This window comes from Halobacillus andaensis, from assembly GCF_014636475.1.
In the GTDB taxonomy this organism is placed as follows: domain Bacteria; phylum Bacillota; class Bacilli; order Bacillales; family Halobacillaceae; genus Halobacillus_A; species Halobacillus_A andaensis.
Window position 1 is genome coordinate 332,410 of record NZ_BMEL01000003.1, and the last position, 22,606, is coordinate 355,015.

At 38.9% G+C, this 22,606-nt stretch carries 17 protein-coding genes and 1 riboswitch; of the genes, 5 read left to right on the forward strand and 12 right to left on the reverse strand.

Annotated elements, in window-relative coordinates:
* Positions 1-7: 7 nt before the first annotated feature.
* Entirely contained in the window at positions 8-238 is a 231-nt protein-coding gene (locus tag IEV27_RS13015) for an excisionase family DNA-binding protein (protein WP_188377927.1), read from the reverse strand.
* Between the two features lie 462 nt (positions 239-700).
* On the opposite strand from IEV27_RS13015, the gene IEV27_RS13020 reads away from it, so the two are divergent.
* On the forward strand, positions 701-1,156 hold the full coding sequence (locus IEV27_RS13020) for a hypothetical protein (protein WP_188377928.1): 456 nt from the start codon (positions 701-703) through the stop codon (positions 1,154-1,156).
* Positions 1,157-1,360: 204 nt separating this feature from the next.
* On the opposite strand, the gene IEV27_RS13025 is transcribed toward IEV27_RS13020, so the two are convergent.
* Positions 1,361-2,428, reverse strand: coding sequence for a sensor histidine kinase (locus IEV27_RS13025; RefSeq protein WP_188377929.1), 1,068 nt, complete (start codon positions 2,426-2,428; stop codon positions 1,361-1,363).
* 158 nt (positions 2,429-2,586) lie between these two features.
* Here IEV27_RS13025 and IEV27_RS13030 point away from each other — a divergent pair, with 158 nt between their 5' ends.
* Complete coding sequence (locus tag IEV27_RS13030) at positions 2,587-3,327, forward strand: YybI family spore inner coat protein (protein WP_188377930.1); 741 nt, start codon at positions 2,587-2,589, stop codon at positions 3,325-3,327.
* Positions 3,328-3,367: 40 nt separating this feature from the next.
* On the opposite strand, the gene IEV27_RS13035 is transcribed toward IEV27_RS13030, so the two are convergent.
* Positions 3,368-4,531, reverse strand: a complete 1,164-nt coding sequence (locus tag IEV27_RS13035; RefSeq protein WP_188377931.1) for a diguanylate cyclase — start codon at positions 4,529-4,531, stop codon at positions 3,368-3,370.
* Between the two features lie 217 nt (positions 4,532-4,748).
* Positions 4,749-5,657 (reverse strand): CBASS cGAMP-activated phospholipase, encoded by a 909-nt coding sequence (locus IEV27_RS13040; RefSeq protein WP_188377932.1) that lies wholly within the window; start codon positions 5,655-5,657, stop codon positions 4,749-4,751.
* A gap of 156 nt (positions 5,658-5,813) precedes the next feature.
* Between IEV27_RS13040 and IEV27_RS13045 the strand changes: the two genes are divergently transcribed.
* The gene (locus tag IEV27_RS13045) at positions 5,814-6,248 is read left to right on the forward strand and encodes a universal stress protein (RefSeq protein WP_188377933.1); all 435 of its coding nucleotides are present in this window, start codon (positions 5,814-5,816) and stop codon (positions 6,246-6,248) included.
* A 492-nt stretch (positions 6,249-6,740) separates the two neighbouring features.
* On the opposite strand, the gene IEV27_RS13050 is transcribed toward IEV27_RS13045, so the two are convergent.
* Both IEV27_RS13050 and IEV27_RS13055 read right to left on the reverse strand, forming a co-directional pair.
* Positions 6,741-8,057: an aspartate aminotransferase family protein gene (locus tag IEV27_RS13050; RefSeq protein ID WP_188377934.1), complete on the reverse strand. Its 1,317-nt coding sequence runs from the start codon at positions 8,055-8,057 to the stop codon at positions 6,741-6,743.
* 45 nt (positions 8,058-8,102) lie between these two features.
* Positions 8,103-9,479, reverse strand: a complete 1,377-nt coding sequence (locus IEV27_RS13055) for a YjiH family protein (RefSeq protein ID WP_188377935.1) — start codon at positions 9,477-9,479, stop codon at positions 8,103-8,105.
* 428 nt (positions 9,480-9,907) lie between these two features.
* Positions 9,908-10,014, forward strand: a riboswitch (SAM riboswitch).
* 88 nt (positions 10,015-10,102) lie between these two features.
* Between IEV27_RS13055 and IEV27_RS13060 the strand changes: the two genes are divergently transcribed.
* Together IEV27_RS13060 and metH are read left to right on the forward strand one after the other, a co-directional pair.
* Complete coding sequence (locus IEV27_RS13060; RefSeq protein WP_188377936.1) at positions 10,103-11,983, forward strand: bifunctional homocysteine S-methyltransferase/methylenetetrahydrofolate reductase; 1,881 nt, start codon at positions 10,103-10,105, stop codon at positions 11,981-11,983.
* On the forward strand, positions 11,946-15,401 hold the full coding sequence (gene metH, locus IEV27_RS13065; protein ID WP_188377937.1) for a methionine synthase: 3,456 nt from the start codon (positions 11,946-11,948) through the stop codon (positions 15,399-15,401). Before IEV27_RS13060 ends, metH begins: the two co-directional genes overlap by 38 nt.
* Before the next feature lie 90 nt (positions 15,402-15,491).
* Here metH and IEV27_RS13070 read toward each other — a convergent pair whose 3' ends face one another.
* The 6 genes from IEV27_RS13070 to IEV27_RS13095 form a co-directional block, all read right to left on the reverse strand.
* Complete coding sequence (locus IEV27_RS13070) at positions 15,492-16,562, reverse strand: acyltransferase family protein (RefSeq protein WP_188377938.1); 1,071 nt, start codon at positions 16,560-16,562, stop codon at positions 15,492-15,494.
* Between the two features lie 39 nt (positions 16,563-16,601).
* A complete protein-coding gene (locus IEV27_RS13075) occupies positions 16,602-17,375 on the reverse strand; it encodes a glycosyltransferase family 2 protein (RefSeq protein ID WP_229735312.1) in 774 nt (257 codons plus the stop codon).
* Between the two features lie 30 nt (positions 17,376-17,405).
* The gene (locus IEV27_RS13080; protein WP_188377940.1) at positions 17,406-18,782 is read right to left on the reverse strand and encodes a sugar transferase; all 1,377 of its coding nucleotides are present in this window, start codon (positions 18,780-18,782) and stop codon (positions 17,406-17,408) included.
* An 82-nt stretch (positions 18,783-18,864) separates the two neighbouring features.
* Positions 18,865-20,439, reverse strand: a complete 1,575-nt coding sequence (locus tag IEV27_RS13085) for a glucosamine inositolphosphorylceramide transferase family protein (RefSeq protein ID WP_188377941.1) — start codon at positions 20,437-20,439, stop codon at positions 18,865-18,867.
* Between the two features lie 19 nt (positions 20,440-20,458).
* Positions 20,459-21,544 (reverse strand): glycosyltransferase family 4 protein, encoded by a 1,086-nt coding sequence (locus IEV27_RS13090; RefSeq protein WP_188377942.1) that lies wholly within the window; start codon positions 21,542-21,544, stop codon positions 20,459-20,461.
* Entirely contained in the window at positions 21,519-22,469 is a 951-nt protein-coding gene (locus tag IEV27_RS13095) for an O-antigen ligase family protein (RefSeq protein ID WP_229735314.1), read from the reverse strand. The genes IEV27_RS13090 and IEV27_RS13095 overlap by 26 nt, the downstream gene beginning before the upstream one ends.
* Between the last annotated feature and the right edge of the window lie 137 nt (positions 22,470-22,606).

The window sequence follows — 22,606 nt, forward strand, 5'->3', positions numbered from 1 at the left end:
TTTTTTGTTAATCTTCATCTTTTATATCTCGATCTTGAGGAATAGGCTCATTTAAATAGTCCTGTATCATGGCACGGTACTTCTCCACCTGCTCAAAATATGTATCAAATTGAGCATTATTAATTAAATATTGCTCCCCGTCATGGATACAACGTACCTTCTTCTCTCTAATTAAATGCTCTACATACTCTTTTGGAACATCTAAATATTTAGCCGTTTCTTCTACCGTTAAATACATTTCGTTCACCTTCCCTTTTATTTGAAGAAGTTGAAACTACTATATCAAAGGCTTTGTTAAATGTTCGTGTTGATCCTTCATTATATGGGTAACCCATCCACTACTTTTATGTAGAAAAAGAGTCGGCTTTTAGCGAGGCGTGACGGAAAACGAGTCCTTTCCCTCCCCAACGCTCCACTTCTTTTTCATAGAAGAAGATCAATAATGAAATTTAACAAATCCATATCAAAAAAAGCTTTCCCGTGTTTCAGGGAAAGCTTTCGATCTTTTGTCGCGAATGTACCGACGACCACATTCGTCGTTTAGCCTCGAAGGCATATACTTCGTCTTACACAAACAGCTCATCGCTCCATAACTATACCATCTTTCACAGGCACTTACAATCAAAATTTGATTTGAGATTTCGGATTCTTCCTCCGCTGTGCTATAATGAACGAATTACAAAATCAGCAGGAGGCTATTATGCTAACGTTTGAAGAAAAGATCGCTATTATAGAAGAGTTTGGTGAGCTGACTAAAAAAGAAGTCTCACTAGGTCGTGTCAACTTCCATTACGAGGAAAGTCTTTATGATAAGAAAAACGTTGTTTACCATCTACATCCTAACGGCAATGGTTTCGTATACGCAGGTGAGATTGAAGACTACCCTACGGATGATCGAGGAATGGTAAACATTCGTGATTTTAGCGGAGATGAATTGAGAAACATCGTTCGTAAAGCCATTGATTCTTTATCTTCTACGCCTGCAGAAAAAAATCCGGTCTTTGAAGAATGGATGAATGACGGTGATTTCTCCCTTTTCCTTATGCGAGAAGATGATGGATACCATGTTTATGCAGGAGAAGATTTAGAAGGCGCCTTTAATTCATACGAAGAAGCCGCTAATTTTCTAGAAGAAGAAGGATTCAGCCGTATTTAACTCATTGTTACGCCTTCCACGAAAAAGGTTCCGTTAAGTTGGCAGAATAAAGGGTTGTGGAAATGCCCCCCTTTCCGCAGGTCTTGACGGAAAGCGAATTTTTTCTTTTCTCCAAACAATGGGACGTAACCTTGTTATCTGCGTTCAGGTAAATGTAAAAAAAGCTTGTAGAGGATGCCAGGAATTCTCTACAAGCTTTTTTTATTATTCATACGTCGGGAGAGTAAAGGTCATCGTCGTGCCATGTCCAATACGGCTTGCAGCTTTTATCCACCCTTCATGCTCTTCGATGATTCGCTTTGAAATTGGCAAACCAAGGCCGCTTCCTCCCTCGGAGAACATTTTCGTTTGTTCGGATTGATAAAACAATTCAAAAATATGCGGAAGGTCATTATCTAGAATACCCGGTCCATTATCCGTAACTTCAACTATGATTTCCCCACGTTTTTCCTGTAAACGAATATCAACCTTTTTCTCTTCTTTATCCATAAATCGCAAGCAGTTGTTAATCAAGTGAACCATGACACGTTTTAATTGAGCCGGGTCCGCTTTTGCCTCATAAGGTTTAACTTGATCGGCTTCAAAGGTAAATGTAACCTCTTCCCATTCCTCTTGAAAACCTTCCATGATTTCAATTAGAAACGAACGCATTTCCACCTTTTTAAAATAAAAGGCCAGGCGCCCCATATCAAGTTCAGAATGCTGAAACAGTTCATCAATCAAACGTTCAAGTACAATCGACTTCATATGAACAGCCTGTAAGGCAGAATCGACTTCTTCACGAGAAGCATTTTCCCTTTGCGCAACTTCGACCTGTTCCTTAATAAACGACATCGGAAGTCTTAAATCATTTGAGATGTTGTATAAAAGTTTCTTTCTGTTTTCTGAATATTTTTGTTTCACATCTTCTGATTCTAGTAATTGCAGCCTTAAATTCTCGAAAGAATCTGCAAGTTTACCAATTTCATCTTTTTTCATTCGTACAAAAGGGGTTTCGATTTGCCCTGCACTCACTTCTTCAGCTGCTTTTGTAAGGTTCTTCATTGGTTTAATGACGTTTTTCGTTACAAAGTAAATAAACAAAACGTTCGTGATCAGTAAAAGCACCAACCACCCAACAATATGAATCGATAGAAACGTAAGCTGATCTCCCTGTTGTGAACTAAAGTCAAATGTATATAAAAGTAAATATCCTTCTACGAAAAGAAACAATAGCATTGGAACAATGACAATCGCCAGATTTGATCGCATAAATCGTTTACGAATAGACATTCTTTTCTTCTCCTTTATCTATGTAGTACCGTCCTTTAAGGATATACCATGACCCAGCCAATCGTCTACAAAAGTCTTTCCAACTTTTTTCATATTATTGTTCGTTTACCGAAGCATAGAATAGCATATACGCGGAATCATCTGAAGGAGAGGATATTATGTATCCATATGATTATAGACAGACCATGAATCAGCCGACAGTTCTGGCTTTTGCTCAAGGAGATGTGAATGGAAACGGAGTGATGGACAATGTGTACTTGACGGGAAAAAAGCCAAACGAGACCGGGAGTCCTTATACGACCGATATTACTCTAGTGATTCAAGACGGAAGAACACAAACGTTTTACAGCGTACCTCTTCAATCAAATGCCGGATATGCACCTACTCTGTTTCTAGGTGATTTTACTGGGGATGGTATAGATGATATTCAAATTAATATTAACTCTGGCGGAAGTGGAGGTTTTTATTTTGTTTACATCTATTCCTTCCTTAATAACCAGGCCAAAGAGTTGTTTAACTACGAAACGTTTAACGACCAATACTTGTATGATGTCATGTACCGGGATCAGTATAAAGTAGATGTATCCAACCAAACGTTAAATTTAGATTACGTGATGGATATTAGCAATCGAGGCGAGGAATATTTATCTGAGATCTACACAGAGGACGGAAAACTTAAAACTCCCGTACAAGGATGGGTGTCTGGATTAAATACAGCTTACCCTGTGGATTTTGACGGAAATGGCGTATACGAATTATTTGTGTTTCAGCGTATCGCCGGGCGATATAACGCCGATGGCTTAGGTCTCGTGCAGTCCCCTCTTTATTGGGACGGTTCTCAATTTATTATTAAAGATACCTGGCAATATGTCGCAGTGTTAGGGACGGAACAGCCCTAAATAAAAAGGTCAGTTCTTTTAACTTAGAGCTGACCTCGCACTATTTTTTTATCGTTTCCGTCCCTCCTGAAGAATAGTTTTGTGAGTGAACAAGAATTTTTTTCGTAAAACGCTCCCTCGTCTTCCCACTTTTATAACACTCCACGCGATTGCGCCCGTTATTCTTAGCTGTATACAACGCTTCATCCGCAGCAAGGATTAATTGACTGGCCTCGACATCGTCTGTCGTAGCAATTCCTGTAGAAATCGTTAGTTGGAGATGGAGGCCGTTCACGTGAAAAACTTCTCTTTCTATTGCCTCACGAATTCGTTCCATCGCCTTTTCAGCATTCCACTGGTTACAGTGCGGCAGCAATACGATGAACTCTTCTCCCCCATAGCGGGCAATAATATCAATTGTGCGTAAATTTTGTGATAATAATTTACTTAATTTCTGCAATACTAAATCTCCTGTCACATGCCCGTGCGTATCGTTGACTTCCTTAAAATAATCGATATCTATAAAAGCAACAGAAAGCGCAGAATTACGGTCTTTAGCATGTTGGTCATAAAACCGCATAAATGCACGACGATTATAAAGCTTGGTCAAGGGATCTCTACTTGCTTTCTCCATGAGGTCTTTTTTGTACCTAAATTCTTCTGCTAAATCTTTGACCATCCAGGCTAAAAACAAGCTAAGCGCGATACTCATGGGAAACGCTGTCGGAACAACCAACCTGAAATATTCACCAGGAGATAAAACGCCGAGCGTAGCAATAACTACTACATTAACTGTATTTAATAGGATCGACACTATGAAAATTTTTCTTGTGAAATTCCTATACTTAAACTGTTTACTAAGTATCATCCCAGTAATAGAGAGAACTAACATGTTAATGAACCCTATTAATGCAGCCTCACTCATTCCAAATGTAAAGCGAAGCAGTCCAATCCCTCCGCCGACCATTAAAATTTGAAAAGGATTTTTTGCATAGAGCGCCACGATAATTATAGGGATAAAACGCAAATCAAAAATAACGGATTGACTGAGGTGTATTCCAAAAAACATAGACACCCAACCAGCTGCTATCGAAATAATAACGAAAATGGCAGCTTTAAATTGCACATGGGTTCTAACTAGAAAGTGTTTGTGTAGAAAAGCAGATAAATAGATGATCGTAATTAATATACTGGCATTGAGTATAAATTCATCGATATGAACCATAGTCGTTCATCCTCATTTCTCTAACTTCAAAACCATTTCAATCTTACTCATGAAATGATCGACAACCTTAATAATCATATTTTCCTATAATCAGTGAACTGAAACCAAATAATGTTCAGTATTACAATTACTTTAGAACTATTATACTGTAAAACTTATACACACAACAAAATTCAATCGGTTCAACTCTATAAAAAAAGAACGCCATCAAAGGCGCTCAAAACAAAAACTGGAGAATCTTTTCTTTGTGCTGGTCATACACCCTTTCCCCTAAGGTCATGAGTTCTTCCATACAAAGAATATCATCAAAAGGAATTTCTTTAGATAAATCCTCATCAATTCGCAAATAACGCTCTCCTAATAATAATTGACTTTGATAAGAAACCGATTCTGAAGACAAATGTAGAGCTAGGTCCAGCAGCTTAGGTTTTGTTTTTAACGAAGGGATCTTCAAAGGCATCCATTGCCTTAACCCCCAGTACTTGTTTTTTGAAAACGAAAATTCAATTTTTTGCTTTCCTGTTCCAAATGATAGAACATTCACCTCTTCTAATCCTGTGTTAAATGATTTAATAGCTTCTGTAATTGCTGCCATCGATGGATTATTAGCCCACAGTCCCCCATCAATGGATAAATATCGCTGAGAGATGTTATTCGGAGGAAAGTAGACGGGAGCAGAACATGATGACAGGACTGCATCCCATAAAAAAATATCGCTTACTCCTTTATCAGCTTCATCTGCATGAGAACGGTATGTAAATGGTTTCCCATGAGTAATATCAACGGAAGGAATGAGAAGTGGCTGCTCTACATCTGCCAGCTTCACTTCTTTAAACACATCGCGTAACATGTGCCTTAAATCCCGATCACTATATACACTTTTAAATAGGCCTACTTTTGCCTGCCTTGTAAATATTTTCTCCCCATACATTTGATAAAAGTGAAGGACGTCTTCCATCCTTTTGCGTAAAGCAATAGAGGCGGCAATAATCGCCCCTGTGCTTGTCCCTGCTACTAAGTCAAACGACTCTCCTATTGGTTTTTTTAAATCCTTCTCAATTGCTTTCAAAATGGTTACAGGAAGGATACCTCGAATCCCTCCGCCATCAATACATAATATTTTCACATGCGCCACCTAAATTTATGATTTATCCTCAGTGTATCCATGATAGGCTTCCTTCATTCGACAGCAGTGGCACTGAATGGAAGAATTATTGTTTATTGTATGTTAAAATGGAAGTAGGAAAACCTTAATATTATAACTCCAAGGAAGGTGCTTATAATGAAGGAAAGAATTTTAGTGGCGTACGATGGCTCTGAACTTAGTAAAAAAGCTATACAAGAAGCACTTACTAAAGAAGAGGCCAATAATGAAGCAGAAGTTCACGTCGTCTCAGTTATTAAACCGACCGGTCCGTTTACAAACGCAAAGATGGCTGAAAGTATTGGTACAGAACTAGCTGAACAGTTGAAATCAGATTTAGAAGCAATTAAAGAAGAGTTTAAAACTGTCCACCACCCGATTGTCACTGAAGCGTTAGTAGGAAAAAGTGAAAGCAATCCAGGGGTTAAAATTTGTGATTATGCGGATGAACATGATATCGATTTGATCATCATTGGCAATCGCGGATTAGGTAATGTTAAGAAATTTTTCTTAGGCAGCGTCAGCAACAATGTTGTGCAGCACGCGAAATGCCCGGTTTTAGTTATTAAATAGGAAAAGAGCCTATCCTGTTATATGGATAGGCTCTCAGGCTGTCGGGAAAGTTCTCGACAGCCTTATTTTTGTCTTGTGTCTGAGAATTCAACTTCATTTTTCGCTACCCTAAACTCAGAAACTTAAGAGGTGGGATGGAAAGGGAATGGTACTTAGCCGCTTACACGGAAAAGACAAAGTTAAAGAACAGGCGCTGCTGACGAATGCCTGTTGAAACTTAAAAAAAGATTGTCTTACACCTAGCTGGGGTGAGTTAGGTGGAGGAGAGTCTGTTTTAGCTATAATCTAGAGCGAAGGAGCACAGACCATGACACTCCTGCGGAAAAACGGGCGATCCGAGACCACGCAGTGTGGATTTTCACGAGGAGACTCTGGCGTTCGTCGGCGGAAAGGGAATGGTCTGTGCTCCTGGAGGCAAGAAAAAGCTTGTAGAAAAACAAGGGGTTTCTCTACAAGCTGAGCCTATCCATATAAAGGATAGGCTCTCTTCTGTTAGTTATGAACTCCAATCTCTTTTTCATAAGCAGTTAAGGCTTCATCAAACATGCGAAGTCCTTCATCAATCTGTTCTTTCGTTACGGTTAATGGAGGAATCATGCGGATGATCTCTGTTTGATTTCCCCCAAAGTAAAACAGTACGCCATTTTCTAAAGCAGTATCTAACACTTTAAATAAACCATCACTATTTGGTGCCCCTGATTGAGGATCAATGATTTCAATACCAATCATCAACCCTACCGACCGTACCCGGCCGATCACAGAATGCTTCGCTTTAATTTCTTGAAGCTTTTGCGCTGCATAAGCTCCGACATCTCTCGTATTTTCAAGTAAATTTTCTTCTTCAATTACATCAAGAACCGCATTGGCAGCTGAACAGGCAATGGGGTTGCCGCCAAATGTCGTCGCGTGGCTTCCGAGCGGCCACTGCTTCATCAGTTCATTAGAAGCTACGGTTGCACTAAGCGGCATACCATTGGCAATCCCTTTGGCAATCGCCATGATGTCGGGAGTGACATCAAACGTTTGAGAGGCAAACCACTCACCTGTTCGACCGAACCCAGTCTGCACTTCATCGAAAATAAGTAATAAACCGTGTTGATCACATAGTTCTCTCACTTTTTGGAGCCATGCTTTTGGAGGGACAATATATCCTCCTTCACCAAGGACAGGTTCAACTAATACAGCCGCCACTTCATCTGGTGTCACTTGATGAGCAAATAACCGTTCGAAATCCTTCTCCAACTGGTCAACTACATACTGTTCAGGATCAGCTCCAGCCGGACAGTCATCTACTTGTGCATATGGCACTTGGTAAGATCCTGAAGGCTGTAAAAATTTTCGATACTTACTTTTGGAGCTCGTCACACTCAAAGCTCCCATCGATCTGCCATGAAATCCTCCAATAAATGAAACGATATAAGGACGCTGCGTTACGTGTTTCGCTAATTTAATGGCACCTTCAATGGCCTCAGCTCCACTGTTTCCAAAAAAGAAACAATCGAGGTTTCCAGGCATGACTTCAGCTAGCCGATCGGCCAGCTTTAATATTGATTCATATATAATAACTCCAGAAGGACCATGCCCAAGCTCGTCTGCTCCTTGTTTGATCGCTTCTACAACTTTAGGATGACGATGCCCTACATTCGTAGTGGCAATTCCTGAAGTAAAGTCTAAATATTTTTTTCCATCCACACCATAATAATAGCAGCCTTCTTCTTTAACGACCGGCAAGTTCGGATGATCCTTTGCCATACTTGGTGCTAAACGATTTGACATATTATCTACCAGGTGACTCCAATCGTTTCCCATAACCAAATCCTCCTACAACAATTTCTATTTATCGTAACATTAGATTTAAAAGAATAATAGATGAGCCATAAGCGCTGCCACTGGCAAAGTAACAATCGTACGCTGCAAGAAAATCACGAACAACTCCAGCAAGTTTAAAGGAATTTTTGATTTAATAAGTAAGATCCCGATCTCTGACATGTACACCAGTTGCGTGAGAGACATTACCCCAATAATGAATCGAGTAAGTTCAGATTCAATCCCTGAACCAACGACAGCTGGAAGAAACATATCAGCAAAACCTACAATCATCGCCGGGGCAGCTTCAGCAGCTTCTGGGATTTGCAGTAATGTCAGTAAAGGAATAAATGGATAAGATAAAAACGTAAAAATTGGTGTAAATTCGGCAATGATTAAAGCGATCGTTCCCAACGCCATAACGAGCGGGATTAAACCAAGCCATATATCAGCCACATTAAAAATACCACGGCTGATGACATCTTTCGCACTTTTCACTTGATCCGCTTTTTTTACAGCTTGATCGACTCCCCAGCGAAAACTTGACACGCCAGCGGGTACAGCTTCATCGATTTGTTTTCCAACCGGTTCATAGTACGTATGCTTCTTTCTTGAAAGCGGAGGAATACGCGGACAAATAACCGCAGCAACTATCCCGCAAACAGCTACTGTAAAGTAAAATTGGACGAACATATGGTCAATACCAATAAATCGAGCGATCACTAAACTAAATGCAATGGAAGCAATAGAAAAGTTAGTTGCGACCACAGCAGCTTCACGCTTTGAATAGTAGCCTCCCTCGTATTGTTGAGTCGTTAGCAGAACGCCAACCGTTCCACTTCCCATCCAAGAGGCCAAAGCATCAACCGAGGAGCGTCCCGGAAGTTTAAATAAAGGCTGCATGACCTTACGAACGACAGATCCAATAAAGTCCATAAGTCCAAATTCAAGAAGTAACGGCATAAATAAACTAGCAAATAAAAACCAAACCATTAAGACAGGAATTAAATCAAAAAGGACAACTTGTCCAGTTAACTCAGAGGATATAACTTCAGGTCCTATTCCCACGAGGGTCATCGTAGCAAAAATAGCCCCTAATGCACGAAGCACGATCCAAAATACTCCAATATCAAACAAACTTGATATAAATTTATGATTTCTAATTCCAGGATGACTTATTCCCTTTATAACAAAAGTGCCGACTACAGAAACCCACAGCACGATTGTCATAAACAATGGAATATAATCAGACATCGCCCCTTGAAGTCCATCAGCTAAAATTCCCAATCCAATAGTGACTGTCCCGTCAACTGAAACAGGTACGAGAAACAGCAAAACTCCAATAATAGAAGGTATTAAAAATTTCATAAGCTGGCCCGCTGTGTAGCCCGATGTTACTTGCATTTCCTTTTTCTCTAATTCCATAATGTGATTCCCCCATCAATGAATGAATTTTGTATATATTATTGGTACATATGACTTATTTCGGGTTTGCGGTTTTTAATGATACATTTTAATGCATAAAAATTCAATAGAGGAAAGCAAATTAAAAATATTATTTTTATATTGGATGAAAATGGCTTTACATCAAGCTTTTGAACAGTATATCAGAAATCCGCTTACATGTTTTAATATTAAGAAAATTCACTCCATTTTAATTATAAATGTCAAAATTCGTCGAAGTGTAAGGGTGTACTTAGCACTGGTTAATTGTTAAATTCATACAACTCTAATGAAGGTAGTTAATAATTTTAGAATAAAAATGAAAAATTACGAATATTCGCTTGATTACTAACATTATTTAGTGTAATGTAAGTCGCAACAATGTTTTGTACAGGAAAATTTTATATGCTTTCTTATCTCGAGAGGTGAAGGGACTGGCCCTATGAAGCCTCAGCAACCACTGTTCCACAGTATGGTGCTAACTCCAGCAAGTTATCAAAAACTTGGAAGATAAGGAGAAGGATTTATTGCGAATTAAAGTCTTCTTCTTATAAGAAGGCTTTTTTTATTTACCATGGTACTCGGTACCACTAAGGAGGAAATGTATGAATTTGAGAGATGCTCTTCAAACACAAACTCTTGTAGGAGATGGAGCTTTAGGAACCCTTCTTTACTCTTATGGAATCGATCAGTGTTTTGAAGATTTAAATCGCAGCCACCCTGATGAGGTATTAAATGTGCATAAAGCCTATGTAGAAGCAGGTGCTGATGTCATCCAAACCAATACATATGGCGCGAATTACGTTAAACTATCCCGTTACGGACTTGAAGATAAAGTAAAAGAAATTAATACGGCCGCAATTAAAATTGCGAAACAAGCTGCTGCTGAGCACAATTATGTCGTTGGTACAATTGGAGGAACTCGAGCAATTAGTAAGCAGGCGGTCTCGCTTGAAGAAATTAAACGCAGCTTCCGAGAACAGTTATACTGCATGCTATTCGAAGGTGTAGACGGTCTTTTACTCGAAACCTTCTATGACTTTGAAGAGCTTCAAACCGTTTTACAAATTGCGAGAAAAGAAACGAAGCTTCCTATTATTGCCCAAGTTTCTATGCATGAACCTGGCGTACTGCAGGATGGAACTTCTCTAAACGAAGCCTTGGCTACACTAGAAAATATCGGAGCGGATGTAGTTGGAATCAATTGCCGCCTCGGACCCTATCATATGACACAAGCGTTAGAAGGCGTGCCTTTGCCAAAAAAAGCTGTTCTATCTGCTTATCCTAATGCCAGTTTACCTGCTTATCAGGATGGTCGACTTGTTTATAAAACAGATGCGGACTATTTTAAAGCGAGTGCACGCTCTCTTTACGAAGAAGGAGCACGTTTAATCGGCGGATGCTGTGGAACAACTCCGGAGCATATCGCTGCGATTGCAGAAGAAGTTAAAGGAAAAAAGCCAATTCAGAAAAAGGTGGTCGCCCCTGCTAAAGCTGAGGTTGAAACCCCAAGGGAAGTTGAAGATACGAACCCGCACCTCCATGAAATAGCAGCCGAGCGGTCTTCGATCATCGTAGAACTTGATCCACCGAAAAAACTGAACACAGACAAGTACATGAGGGGAGCACAAGCATTAAGAGACGCTGGTGTTGATTCCGTTACGCTTGCTGATAACTCACTAGCCTCACCAAGGATCAGCAATTCAGCCATTGCCTCCATTATTAAGCAGAAGTATGATATCAACCCTCTTGTGCATATCGCATGTAGAGATCGTAACTTGATTGGACTTCAATCCCATTTGATGGGACTGCATACGTTAGGGATCACAGAAGTATTAGCAATTACCGGGGATCCTACGAAAATTGGTGATTTCCCTGGGGCTACGTCGGTGTATGATCTGTCATCATTTGATTTAATTCAATACATTAAACAATTAAACCAAGGCCTCTCGTTTTCCGGGAAATCTCTTGGTATGAACACGAATTTTTCAGTAGCTGCTGCCTTCAATCCAAACGTACGAAACCTTAACCGAGCAGTCGGACGACTTGAGAAAAAGATCAAATACGGAGCTGACTACTTCATTAGCCAACCCGTATATAGCGTGGAACAAATTAGAGAAGTATACGAAGCAACCAAGCATATATCAGCACCTATTTATATCGGTATTATGCCGCTTACAAGCTCAAGAAACGCTGAATTTTTGCATAATGAAGTACCTGGGATCACACTTTCTGACGAAATTAGAAAGCGTATGGAACACGTCAGCCACGACCCTGCTCTTGCACAGGCAGAAGGAATTGCCATCGCTAAGTCATTAATCGATACAGCAGCCGAGCTGTTTAATGGCATCTATCTAATTACACCATTTTTGCGTTATGAAATTACGGTAGAGTTAACGAACTATATTAAAGAAGTGAATCAGCAACGTTCAGAAAGGACGGTTCTTAATGGAAACAACACCATTTCATCAGCATCTATCAAATAGAATCTTAGTTTTAGATGGAGCCATGGGGACAATGCTCCAAGATGCCGACCTTTCCCCTGAAGATTTTGGCGGAGAATTATACGATGGATGTAATGAATATTTAAATATTACATCACCTAAAGTGATTGAGTGGATCCACGATGAGTACCTTAAAGCCGGAGCGGATATTATTGAAACCAATACATTTGGTGCTACCGATTTGGTCCTCGATGAATATGAATTGGGTCACTTAGCTGAAGAAATCAATAGTAAAGCAGCACAAATCGCTAAAAAAGCAGCGGAAAAGCATTCAACAAAGGAACGTCCTCGATTTGTAGCCGGTGCCATGGGTCCAACGACGAAAACACTTTCTGTTACAGGCGGCACAACTTTTGAACATTTAACGAATGCTTACCAGGAACAGGCGCGAGGACTCCTGAAAGGCGGCGTTGACCTTCTTTTACTTGAAACTTCCCAGGATATGCTAAATGTCAAAGCAGCCTATCTAGGGATATCTAAAGCTTTTAAAGAGTTTGGCCAAGAAATACCGCTTATGGTTTCAGGCACCATTGAACCTATGGGAACAACGCTTGCCGGCCAAACAATTGAAGCCTTTTACTTGTCCCTTGAACATATGAAGCCTGCTGTTGTAGGACTAAACTGTGCAACAGGTCCAGAATTTATGAGAGATCACATTCGTTCTCTATCAGACCTCGCCACAACCTCTGTCAGCTGTTACCCAAATGCCGGGCTGCCTGATGAAGAAGGTAACTATCACGAAACACCAGAATCACTTGCAGAAAAAATTGCCGGATTCGCTGAGAAAGGCTGGCTGAACGTTGTCGGCGGCTGCTGCGGAACGACCCCCGATCACATAAGAGCACTAGTAGAAGCTATAAAAGATTTTGAACCAAGAAAAGCTCCTGAAAGTCACCCTCATGCGGTTTCCGGCATTGAACCTTTTATTTACGAGGATAAAAATGACCGCCCGATTTTAGTTGGAGAGCGAACAAATGTGATTGGTTCCCGTAAGTTTAAACGCCTGATTGCGGAAGAAAAGTTTGAAGAAGCTTCAGAAATTGCGCGTGCTCAAGTAAAAAAAGGCGCGCAAGTTATTGATATTTGTCTGGCTGATCCAGATCGCGATGAAGTACGTGATATGGAAGCCTTTATGAAGCAGGTCATTAACAAGGTGAAAGTGCCGCTTATTATCGATTCCACCGATACGGATGTCATTGAAAAGGCCCTCACCTATTCTCAAGGGAAAGTCATCATCAACTCGATTAACTTAGAAGACGGCGAAGATCGTTTTAGAGAGATTCTTCCGTTAGTTCAGCAGTATGGTGCTGCTGTTGTTGTAGGTACGATTGATGAAGTAGGCATGGCCGTTACAGCTGAGCGTAAGCTTGAAATCGCCATTCGCTCCCGCGATATTTTAGTTGAGGAATACGGACTCAATGAATCAGATATTATTTTTGACCCTCTCGTCTTCCCTGTTGGTACAGGAGATGAGCAATATATAGGCTCTGCAGACGCAACAATAGAAGGGATCCGCTTAATCAAAGAACAACTGCCAAACTGTCAAACTGTTTTAGGAGTCAGCAACGTTTCATTTGGTCTTCCTCCTGTGGGAAGAGAAGTGTTAAATGCCGTTTACCTTTACCATTGTACAAAAGCCGGGCTCGACTATGCGATCGTTAATACTGAAAAATTAGAGCGCTTCGCTTCCATTGCACAAGAAGAAATCGACCAGGCCAACGAGCTTCTTTTTCAAACAACAGATGCTACGCTGGCGAAATTCACAGCTTTTTACCGCGGAAAGAAAAAAGAAGTAAAAGTACCTACAGCTACTATGAGCTTACCTGAAAGACTCGCTCATTATGTTGTGGAAGGAACAAAAGAAGGACTCATTCCAGACTTGGATGAAGCTCTACAGACGTATGAAACACCATTAAAAATCATTAACGGCCCATTAATGGATGGTATGGCTGAAGTCGGACGATTATTTAACGATAACCAATTAATCGTTGCAGAGGTTTTACAGAGTGCCGAAGTAATGAAGACTTCTGTCGCCCACCTTGAACCACACATGGAAAAAGATGATACGTCCAATAAAAAAGGAAAAATCCTGCTTGCTACTGTTAAAGGAGATGTACACGATATCGGGAAAAACCTCGTGGATATCATTTTAAGCAACAATGGATTTGAAGTAGTGGATCTAGGTATAAAAGTAACTTCTACTGAATTAATTGAACAGATTAAAAACGAAGGCCCGGACTTTGTCGGTCTCTCAGGTTTGCTCGTAAAATCAGCCCAGCAGATGGTTCTGACTGCTCAAGATTTAAAACAGCAGCAAATTGACATTCCGATTCTAGTTGGTGGAGCAGCACTTTCAAGAAAGTTTACCAATACAAAAATTGCACCACAATACGAGGGCACTGTATTTTATGCAAAAGATGCAATGGACGGACTTTCCCTATCGAACCGACTGAGCCAAAAAGAAGATCGAGAGCTTTTAATTCGTGAACAGCAAGAAAAACAAGAGCAAGCCATTGCTAGAGGTGCAGAGCAGGCAGCTAAACAGCCGGCCTCTACAGCCGTAGCTGAAAAACCTGTCTCTACCGTTTCTAAAACGGTACCCGTTTTTCAGCCTCACGATTTCAAACAGCACCTTCTAAAAAATTATTCCGTCGCTCATATCGAGCCTTATATTAATATGCAAATGTTAATTAGCCATCATTTAGGCTTAAAAGGTAAATTCTCTAAACTATTAGAGGAAAAAAATGAAAAGGCGTTACACTTAAAAGAGGTGGTTGACGAATTAATTGAGAAAGCTCAAAAAGAAGGTACGATTCAACCTTCAGCTCTCTACCAGTTCTTCCCGGCTCAATCTGATGGGGATGATGTGATTATCTATGATCCAAAAGATCAGAAAACGATCCTAGAGCGGTTTACGTTCCCTAGACAAAATCGTGCCCCATACCTTTGTCTGGCAGATTATTTACGTCCGGTGAGCAGCGGAGAAATGGATTACGTCGGTTTCTTCTCCGTTACGGCTGGAAAAGGGATTCGTGATCAAGCCGTTAAACTCAAAGAAGAAGGGGAATATTTGAAGAGTCATGCCCTGCAGGCTCTCGCCCTAGAGACAGCGGAAGGATTAGCTGAGCATATTCACCAGCTGATGAGAGACAAATGGGGATTTCCAGATGCCACTGACTTTACGATGCAAGAGCGTTTTTCAGCAAAATACCAAGGCCAGCGTTACTCCTTTGGCTATCCTGCTTGTCCAGAGTTAGAGGATCAGAGAAAATTATTTAAACTAATTGAACCAGAACAAATTGGCGTAGAACTAACAGAAGAATGCATGATGGAACCTGAAGCCTCCGTCACAGCCATTGTCTTCGCCCACCCAGAAGCACGTTACTTTAATGTGCATTAATCGGTACCCATTTTCGGTACCAGGTACACTTTCTTACTGAATGTGTACCTGGTACCGTTTTTTTCTTCTGCGTACCTGGTACACACCACATTATTTTCTGTACCTGGTACCAGAGAATGCGATGACTTGAGGTATTTTGATTTCTTCTGTTTTCTTAGTTAATAACTTGGTTCTTAGATACTGATTTAACGGTCTTTCTATAATGCTATAGACCATACAGGACGAGATCGTTGTTAAAGCGAGAATACTAACCATCAGTATAAATGGGTGAACGCTAGAAGTAAGCTGATATTTTTGCATGAATAAAAAATACAGCTGTAAAAAAGGGCCATGAGCTATATATATAGAATAAGATGCATCTCCTAAATAAGATAGGAACTTAGGCACTCTTCTTTCTACTTTATCCTTCTCTGCAATCCCTAGCATGATCATCATAGCGGACAAACAATAGAATGTAGGTGTATGAATGTCTGCTATATGATAAATATTATTGAGCCAAACACTTAAATATCCTATAAACCCCACTATAATAAAGAGAGTAGAGTACTTGAAGTTCCGCTTTAACGATAGATAAGCAACAAAACTGCCAAACAGAATTTCTAAACTGCTAAAACTAAATAGAAAAGTATCTATATTTACTATTAATTTTGTCTCAACCAGCGCCGTAATGACGATCCATAACATAATAATTGGTTTAAATAGATTAGGTTTAAAAAGGTAAGTGCTGAACAAAAAATAAAAAAACACGATATGACTCAGTGACCAAGCTGATGATAAAACTGGTTCTGTCGGAAGAGTGAAGATAGACTTTAAAATCACATCCATAGAGTAAGGTTCACCAATACTTGGGATAACATAAACAGCAGCTAAAGCAAGAAGAGTGAAGATCCAATATAAAGGGTAGATTCGAATTGCACGTTTCTTTATAAAGTCAATAGATGCACCTTTCACCCCTGCTTTATTATGGTAAAGGTAGAAAATCATAAATCCTGTCACGATAAAGAAAAAATCTACTCCCCCTGTTCGCTCCCACTGCCCCATCTGAAACCAGTCATACCCTATTCCAGAATAAAAAACGATATTAGCATGTCCCAATAACACAAAAAGAATAGCTATGGCTCTCGAAATCTGTACAAGAGAAAGCCTCCTTCTTTTATTCACCTATACTCCCCCTTTTCTACTTTCCACCCTAATGTCATATCATGTAATTCGAGAATGCTTTCGATAGGCGTGAACAGAGTAATTAGCAAAATACCAAATCGCTGAGGGGATACTAGCTTTACTTACTTTTCTATACGTATTCCATGTTTTTTTAGCTGAACTCCATTTGTTTCCTGAAAGGGAATTTTTACTTTTTCTATAGATTGCAAGCTCTTCTTTCATTCCGTAGGCCATAACCCCTTTGGATAGAATAGATAGCCAAAGACCGTAATCTTCCGAGCAATCTCTATATGAAGGCATCACGACTTCACCTGTTATTCTTTTGTCCAGCATGACAGTTAAGGTACCAATTTTCGTATTTCTTAATAAATCATGATAGTCAATTTGTGGAGCAGAATGAAAAACAACATCTGTTTTTTCCCCATTTTCGCGCATGATTCTATAAGATGTGAAGCTTAACCCTGCTTGCTTTTCTTTCATAAAATTCACTTGCTTTTCAAGCTTGTGAGGATGCCATAAATCATCACTGTCTAAAAAAGCAAGATAAGGACCTTTAGAAAGCTTTATTGCTATATTTCTAGCAGTAGCCGCTCCTTTGTTATCTACTAATGTAATAAGTTTTATTCTCTGATCCCTTTCCACTTCTTTTCGCACGATTTCCGCAGTTTTATCGGAAGAACAGTCATCTACAATAATCATTTCCCAGTTAGAATATGTTTGATCTTTAACCGATTGAATGGTTTCCAGTATATAATTGGAGGCGTTAAAAGCAGGAGTAATAATAGACACGATTTCATGATCGTTTCTTACCATAATGTTCATCTCCTTTGTGTTTAACTCAGTTCAATCTATATTTCCTTTGAGCAATTTCTGTTGACTAACCATGCTAGATTCATTACTTGTGCCTTTGGCCTGCTTATGATTGACCATTACTAATAAAGTCTGAAACAATATTTTCAAGTCCATGGACAATGTATACTGTCTTGCATAAATAAGATCGTATCGAAGTTTATTCTCTACTTCCGTTGTATAATTGGAGTAGATTTGAGCTAAACCAGTAATGCCTGGCTTTACGTTAAAACGATACTCATATTCAGGGATTTCTTCTTTAAATTGTTCCACAAAATAATCTCGTTCTGGCCTTGGACCTATTAAACTCATTTCCCCCTTCAACACATTGAGTAATTGAGGTAATTCATCGAGCCGCATGGCCCTAATTACTTTTCCTACACTTGTAATCCTGGGATCTTTTTCGGAAGCTAATACAGGACCTGTGTTAAGTTCAGCATCTTGAACCATACTTCTAAATTTGTAAATGTAGTATGGTTGAGCTTTATAACCTAACCTTTCCTGTTTGTATAAAGCTGGTCCTTTTGAATGTAAAGGAATCAGTACGTAAAGGAATAGGAATACAGGACTAGATATAATGAGAAGAAGGCTGGCTATTGTTAGATCAAAAGCTCTTTTCATAAACTTTTCACATGCACTTAACTCCACTGTATTATGAGAATAAATCAACACATCATCGATTTGCCGAGACACACCATTTCCTAGTAGCAAATCATTAAAATCAGGAATAACAAAAACTTCCTTGTCATTCTGTAAGCAGTAGTGAATAATTTTCTTTTTACTTCCCGCGTTTAACTCTGTGTCTATAAATAAAATATCTGCTTCTCTCACCTTGGAAGAAGCCGGATCGAACGTAGATATATGGTCAGTAACTTCATATAATCCTTGTTGATGGGAAATGAATTTTTTTAAAACTTTATGCACAAAGGGATAATTTTTCCCTACTACTATTACCTTTCGAATGCCATAATGTTCTCTTATAAGCTTCCACAAACTTACACGCCATAACATGATAAGTGCAGCCTGTACGACTCCCGCATTTAAAAGGATTGAATTCTGCATGGGGGTTGGGGCCATCCATAAAGACAAGAAAGAGAAAATCATGAGGTAGAAAACCATTGAAAATACTACACTATAAATCGTTTTTCTCAGGTCCTTTCCATGTATGTCGGAGTACATATCAAATAGTGAGAAAGCTATATAACCGGCTATTATAGAAAGAAGCACCCACTCTATAGTAAACAATGCACCAGAGGACGAAGTGAGACCGTAGTAAAGCCATTTAAATACGATTAGACCTAAGCAGAGTATAGATAAATCAAGGAATCCTACAATCACTCTAAGATATGGGTCTGTCTGTTGTCTTCTCACTAGATTTCACCATCCTTTATAATCTAGGCGCTAACAAATATATAATGAACTTAAATTCTTTATAAAGAACAAATGTGCAAAATTATAACTTTTTTTGAAGGAATCCCAATTTAAGCTTTTTGCTATTTGCCCATATCATCCTAACCTTATAAAATTTTTTAAAAAGATGGGACACGTGATAAGAGATCCTTTTCCCATCAACCATCATTAGTTCACCGTTCATTGATGATACGGTATGAAATCCATCTGGATACAGGCTATCTTTCTGCGGAAAAATATGGGTACAGCTTTCTTCCTTAAATGAATATTGAGTTAATGAAGTTATTTTATTAATAACAACGCTTCCTCCATACGTACTCGAGCAATCTTGAGCCGGTCTATAGAGTTCTTTATTATATACAAACGGTGTCCCAGCCGGCCGAGATGAAGAGACATCAATCTTCACCGGATTTAAAGCATGAGGTTTCCATCCCTTTAACAGATCGTCGGAATAATAAATGTGCAATTCCCTGTTTTCAGCTCCGTTTCTAGACGCTTTAGTACAGAACAACCACCAGGTGTCGTTATAATGAATGAAGGTCGAATCTACTGCTGGAAAATCATCGATAATCGTACGTGGGTTTTCTAATTCTCCAGTTACAGTATTCAATTGATAGATGGTGACTTTATTTGCCTCTGAAGCTTCTGGAATACAGTAGATCTTTCCTTCTGAATGAAGCAAAAAAGGATAGGACAAATGATGCTCCCGTTGAAACTTAGAATGCTCTACTTGAAGTGAATGGAAATTCCCCCCTTCTTTTCGAAAGCTCACCTCGCTTAACTTTCCTTTCACAGTTCGAGGATCGACCTCCTCTATTAAAATCTTCAAATTATTATTCCCATCCTCATAACCAAATGGATCAGCGTAATAAACATCTTTTTTTGGAATTAGCCATTGTATTTTAGGTTGTTTGTTATTCAATAACATATGAATGGGACTTTCTATCACTCCAACATTCCAATACTCATAACGAAACAGCATGTTGAACCACTTTCCAACTCGGTTCTTGGCTACACTCTTATAAATCTGCAATGTTGGAATTACCCCAATGCGGGGTTTTTCCATATAGATGGTCTTTTCGTTTTTATCAAAATAATGAGCTCGATGATTCAGAATATCTCTACATACTTGAGAAGGCCATTCTGCAACTTCCTCAGTGATGAATTCTAAATGATTCGCATAAGAATGTAACATCGTAGGATAAACCCCATTTTTTAACACTCTGTAGCTTTGGTTTCTTTCCAACTTTATAAACTCAACTTTCGTTTGCTTCTTTTCATAAGAAAACTCTATTCCGAATGGTTTCTTCTCCAGTTGATGTTTAAAAGTCCATATTCCGTACTTAGCAATATCTTTCATATCATCTTCTACATTTTTTTGTCCACCTGCATATAAAATAAAATCCAAGGAGAAATTTTTTATATCTGCTATCTCTTCTTTCATTATAGTCATAGGGGAAGGATTCCAAAGATTGATAATTTTAGAGACTTCGCGTTGAATTGGGCAATGAGGAGAGCGACATCGACAAATAATCAATTCAAGCTGTACGTCTTTTAGGCTTAGTACGTGTTTTAGGATCTTGTGCTGCCACTTGTCAATCGAATGTTGATCAAACATAAGACCAAATCGTAATGGTTTAAGCTTCAATTTTAGTCCTCCTCCTTTCGATGCCGTAACAGTTAAAATACTCTTCCAGCGTTTCTTCCACCATGCTTTCAAGTGAAAAGTTTTTTTCTGCACTTTTTCGAGCATTCCAGCAAATTTGTTCTCTAAGCAGATCATTTTCCTCTAGTTCTTTAATCCTCTGACTATATTCAACCACATCATGTTGTTTAATTAAGAATCCTGTGCTTCGATCAATAACCGCTTCGGAAATTCCGCCTCTATCAATTGCAATGATTGGTGTTCCTGAAGCCATAGCTTCAAGTATAACCATGGGGAATATTTCTCTTTTTGAAGTCAGTAAGAGCACATCCATTTCTTTAATAAATGTTTCAGGCTTACTTACTCCTCCCATCATATTTACATTATTTAACCCTTCCGATAATATACGGTTTCTAATCCTTTCTTTTTCAGGCCCATCGCCTGCCATATGAAATTGGAAATGGCTATCGTTACGGAAGTGATTAGCGATATCCATGAAAAGATCATGATTCTTTTCTTCAGATAATCGCGCTAATATACCTACATTAAAGGTGGAGGTTCGTTTCTTGGTGCTATACACAAATTGATTTAAATCCACCCCATTATATACAGTCCTAACCTTGGCTTCCTCAACACCCAATTTTTCTAAGTTATTTTTCTCAAACTCACTTACTGTTAAAATCCGATCTACATGTTTGTTCAAAAGAGAGTTAAACAGTATCTTGTTTCTCTGCTCCAGCCGAGTCACATTATGTTTTGTATAGATGATATGAAACCGATGCCCCTTCATCATAGATTGAAGAGAAATAGCATATAGAACCATTCTGAGACTATTCGCGTGAATAACATGAATGTCGTTCTTTAGAATCATCTTACGTAAGTCTCTTAGATTCTTAATATGATCCCGTCTACTTAACGGTAAAAAACGATCTTTATTCTTGATCTGCTGTTCAAGTTCTCCTTGACCAGCAGCTGCAAAAAACGCAGCTTCATTATGAGATAGATAGTTTTCTAATTTACAAAAATATATTTCTGCTCCTCCCATAATTAATTTATCTGTCAGTAATAAAACGTTCATCATACACTCCTCCTCTTAAAGGACTCATCGACTCAGGATGCACTTTACTTTTCTGAAGAATCACATGATTATTTAAGTGATTCGAAAGGATAGCCAAATACAAAAAGAAAATGTCGTTTATAATGACTGATAAAAACCCCATTTGAAGAACGAAGCCTAAGAATGTGAGAAACAAGTAAGAATTGGTTCGATGAACTTTTTGACGAATAAGTTGAGCAAATACTATTGCGATAAACATCATATAAAAGAAGATTCCAAGGAGTCCTGATTCTGCTAAAATGTCTAAAAATGTATTGTGAACCGTGAGACTATCTCCATAATCAAACGTGTTATAGTCCGAAAAGTTAAAAGCACCTATACCCGTATACATATTAGAGGTGAAATAATCCCACGCCCGTCCCCAAAGTACTAACCTCCCGCTCCCCCCATCCTCTGAAGAAGCTTCCACTCTTGATGACAGTAATTCATAAAGGTTGAAGTTCATATTTACTAGAACGATAAACGTGGTAACTAAAGAAAGAGCAATACCGACAATCAACTTTATATTTTTAATGGGGTTGTTTAGCACAATGTACACAGCTAATAAAATGATCATCACTAGCAGTCCGCCTCTTGAGAAGGTAAGAAGATTCGTGATGATACAAAGGGCTAATCCCAGTTTGTTGATAGTAGATTTTGTATTACTTAAGTAATACGCAAAAAATATAGTATTATAAAACACAAAGAAGTTAGGGTCTTGCATTAAACCGACTAATCTAGGGTAATCTCGATCAAGCATCATTCCATATTCATAAATTCGATCTCCTTCAAAAAGGAAACGAACCTTGACTAACCCTGCAAAATATAAAATAAGGCTTGCGAGGTTAAATAGAATTCCTACAGCAGCAATCGATTGATTTATAATGGTTCCATTTGTTCTCCCCAAAATAGCCCTCATGACAAAATAACATGCTATATAAATAAAGATCCCTATTAATATCCTTAAGCTAGATGCTGGATATAGAGAGAAAACCCCCGTGAAACAATAAAGAAGATAAAATAATAACATTAAGATTTCATATA

Excerpts from the sequence above, each read along its gene's own strand:
- IEV27_RS13050 (WP_188377934.1), bottom strand. The coding sequence starts at position 8,057 with ATGGGAAACGATTGGAGTCACCTGGTAGATAATATGTCAAATCGTTTA.
- IEV27_RS13060 (WP_188377936.1), top strand. The coding sequence starts at position 10,103 with ATGAATTTGAGAGATGCTCTTCAAACACAAACTCTTGTAGGAGATGGA.
- IEV27_RS13075 (WP_229735312.1), bottom strand. The coding sequence starts at position 17,375 with ATGGTAAGAAACGATCATGAAATCGTGTCTATTATTACTCCTGCTTTT.
- IEV27_RS13020 (WP_188377928.1), top strand. The coding sequence starts at position 701 with ATGCTAACGTTTGAAGAAAAGATCGCTATTATAGAAGAGTTTGGTGAG.
- metH (WP_188377937.1), top strand. The coding sequence starts at position 11,946 with ATGGAAACAACACCATTTCATCAGCATCTATCAAATAGAATCTTAGTT.
- IEV27_RS13055 (WP_188377935.1), bottom strand. The coding sequence starts at position 9,479 with ATGGAATTAGAGAAAAAGGAAATGCAAGTAACATCGGGCTACACAGCG.
- IEV27_RS13025 (WP_188377929.1), bottom strand. The coding sequence starts at position 2,428 with ATGTCTATTCGTAAACGATTTATGCGATCAAATCTGGCGATTGTCATT.
- IEV27_RS13045 (WP_188377933.1), top strand. The coding sequence starts at position 5,814 with ATGAAGGAAAGAATTTTAGTGGCGTACGATGGCTCTGAACTTAGTAAA.
- IEV27_RS13090 (WP_188377942.1), bottom strand. The coding sequence starts at position 21,544 with ATGAACGTTTTATTACTGACAGATAAATTAATTATGGGAGGAGCAGAA.
- IEV27_RS13015 (WP_188377927.1), bottom strand. The coding sequence starts at position 238 with ATGTATTTAACGGTAGAAGAAACGGCTAAATATTTAGATGTTCCAAAA.
- IEV27_RS13085 (WP_188377941.1), bottom strand. The coding sequence starts at position 20,439 with ATGTTTGATCAACATTCGATTGACAAGTGGCAGCACAAGATCCTAAAA.
- IEV27_RS13035 (WP_188377931.1), bottom strand. The coding sequence starts at position 4,531 with ATGGTTCATATCGATGAATTTATACTCAATGCCAGTATATTAATTACG.
- IEV27_RS13030 (WP_188377930.1), top strand. The coding sequence starts at position 2,587 with ATGTATCCATATGATTATAGACAGACCATGAATCAGCCGACAGTTCTG.